3 protein-coding genes and 1 pseudogene are annotated in these 2,309 nt (G+C 68.9%); 3 read left to right on the top strand and 1 reads right to left on the bottom strand.

Annotation, left to right across the window (positions count from 1 at the left end):
- Window positions 1-212, bottom strand: a 212-nt coding sequence (locus H7290_RS04420; protein WP_290512808.1) for an SDR family NAD(P)-dependent oxidoreductase, incomplete at its 3' end; no start/stop codon positions are given.
- A gap of 159 nt (window positions 213-371) precedes the next feature.
- Between H7290_RS04420 and H7290_RS04415 the strand changes: the two genes are divergently transcribed.
- The 3 genes and pseudogenes from H7290_RS04415 to H7290_RS04405 form a co-directional block, all read left to right on the top strand.
- The gene (locus H7290_RS04415; protein WP_290512807.1) at window positions 372-1,160 is read left to right on the top strand and encodes an enoyl-CoA hydratase family protein; all 789 of its coding nucleotides are present in this window, start codon (window positions 372-374) and stop codon (window positions 1,158-1,160) included.
- Window positions 1,157-2,068 carry a CoA transferase subunit A gene (locus tag H7290_RS04410; protein ID WP_290512806.1) on the top strand — a complete coding sequence of 304 codons (912 nt, stop codon included), beginning with the start codon at window positions 1,157-1,159 and terminating at the stop codon, window positions 2,066-2,068. The genes H7290_RS04415 and H7290_RS04410 overlap by 4 nt, the downstream gene beginning before the upstream one ends.
- A pseudogene (locus H7290_RS04405) lies at window positions 2,065-2,309 on the top strand (CoA-transferase); the annotation flags it as partial. The gene H7290_RS04410 and the pseudogene H7290_RS04405, both read left to right, overlap by 4 nt.

The raw sequence follows: 2,309 nt of genomic DNA, 5'->3' as shown, positions 1-2,309 counted from the left end.
ACGACGTCCGCCACCATCGCCGAGACCGCCTCGGGGTCGCGCACGTCGCACACGTGGTGCGTCGTACCGGCGGGCGGCTCGACGTCCGAGCGCGAGCACGTGACGACGGTGGCACCGGCGTCGAGGAAGGCCCGCGAGATGCCGAGCCCGATCCCCTTGGTGCCCCCGGTGACGAGCACGACGCGACCGGACAGGTCGAGGACGAGGGACATGGCTGCTACCCTACCAAGCAAGTGCTTGGTTGGGTTGGTACGTCGCGATGTTACTGACCGTTGCCACCACTACCTGACCCTTGTAAGCGTTCGCTAGAGGTCACAACGGTCAGTAACATGCCCACCCCCTGCCACTCGGACGACCCGAACAGGAGCCCCATGCCCATCACCTCCGAGCTCCACGACGACGGGATCCGCGTGGTCACGATGTCTCAGCCACCGGTCAATGCCCTCACCGTGCAGGGCTGGTACGACGTCGCGGCCGCCTTCGACGAGGCCGGCGCCGACATGGAGACCCACGTCGTGATCCTGCGGGCGGAGGGTCGCGGGTTCAACGCGGGGGTCGACATCAAGGAGATGCAGAACACCACCGGGTTCGATGCCCTGATCGGCGCCAACAAGGGCTGCTTCGCGGCATTCAAGGCGGTCTACGAGTGTGCGGTGCCGGTGATCGCCGCGGTCAACGGCTTCTGCGTCGGTGGCGGGGTCGGCCTGGTCGGCAATGCCGACTGCATCGTGGCCAGCGACGACGCGTACTTCGGGGTGCCCGAGGTCAAGCAGGGCGCGCTCGGCGCGGCCACCCACCTGGCCCGGCTGGTACCGCAGCACATGATGCGCACGCTCTACTTCACCTCCCGCACGATCAAGGCCGCCGACCTGGTGCAGTTCGGCCCGGTGCTCGAGGTGGTGCCGCGCGAGGAGCTGGACGAGTCGGCCCTGCGGGTCGCCCGCGACATCGCCGCGCAGGACACCCGCGTCATCCGGGCCGCCAAGGAGTGCCTCAACGGCATCGACCCGATCGACGTCAACAAGAGCTACCGCTTCGAGCAGGGCTTCACGATGGAGCTCAACCTGATGGGCGTCAGTGACGAGCTGCGCGACACGTTCGCGGGCACCTCCAAGTCCACCTCCAAGTCGACCGGCGCGGCAGAGAAGAGCGAGCAGTGAGCAAGGGTCCCCGCGACAAGCGGATGAGCATCGACGAGGTCGTCGCCGAGCTCAGCGACGGCATGACGATCGGGATCGGGGGCTGGGGCCCGCGGCGCAAGCCGATGGCGCTGGTGCGCGCGATCCTGCGCTCCGACCTGAAGGACCTCACGATCGTCAGCTGGGGCGGCGCCGACGTCGGCCTGCTGCTGCGCGCCGGCAAGGTGCGCAAGCTGGTCTACGCGTTCGTGTCGCTGGACTCGATCCCGCTGGAGCCCAACTTCCAGAAGGCCCGCCAGGACGGCACGATCCCCGAGGTCGTCGAGCTCGACGAGGGCATGTTCCAGACCGGCCTCAAGGCCCCGGCCGAGCGGCTGCCGTTCCTGCCGATGCGGGCGGGCCTCGGCTCCGACGTCCTGGTCAACAACCCGCACCTCAGGACCGTCACCAGCCCCTACGACGACGGGGCCGGCTTCGAGGATCTCGTCGCCGTGCCGGCCCTCAGGCTGGACGTCGCCCTGGTGCACCTCAACCGCGCCGACAAGCACGGGAACGCGACGTACCTCGGCCCGGACCCCTACTTCGACGACCTGTTCGCCATGGCCGCCGAGCGCACCTACCTGAGCGTCGAGCAGGTCGTCGACACCGCAGGCCTGACCGTCGACACGCCGGTGCAGAGGCTGCTGCTCAGCCGGATGATGGTGACCGGCGTCGTCGAGACGCCCCACGGCGCTCACTTCACCAGCTGCGTGCCCGACTACGAGCGCGACGAGAAGTTCCAGCAGGCCTACGCCACCGCCGCGAGCGGCAGCGACGACGACTGGGCAGCCTTCGAGGAGCGCTTCCTGTCCGGCGACGAGGCCGTCTACCAGGCCGCGGTCGCGGCGTTCGCCGCCGAGCCGGCTGTCGAGAAGGGAGCCAGGAAGTGAGCAACGAAGTGAGCCGTGACTTCACCCGCGCCGACGTCTGCGCCGCAGCGATCGCCGACGCCTTCAAGGACGACGGCGAGATCTTCGCCAGCCCGATGGGCCTGCTGCCGATGCTCGGCGTCCGCCTGGCCAAGCTGACAGCCAACCCCGACCTGGTGATCTCGGACGGCGAGTCGCTGTTCCTCGCCGGCGTGCCGCCGCTGTTCGCCAAGGGTGACGTGGTCGAGGGCTGGATCCCGTT

The organism is Aeromicrobium sp., from assembly GCF_014378035.1.
Lineage (GTDB): Bacteria > Actinomycetota > Actinomycetes > Propionibacteriales > Nocardioidaceae > Aeromicrobium.
The sequence above is the reverse complement of the archived record's forward strand: the minus strand, read 5'-3'. Positions and strand labels throughout refer to the sequence as shown.

What these genes read in the sequence shown, in the direction of transcription:
- H7290_RS04415 (WP_290512807.1), top strand. Translation starts at nt 372, where the DNA reads ATGCCCATCACCTCCGAGCTCCACGACGACGGGATCCGCGTGGTCACG.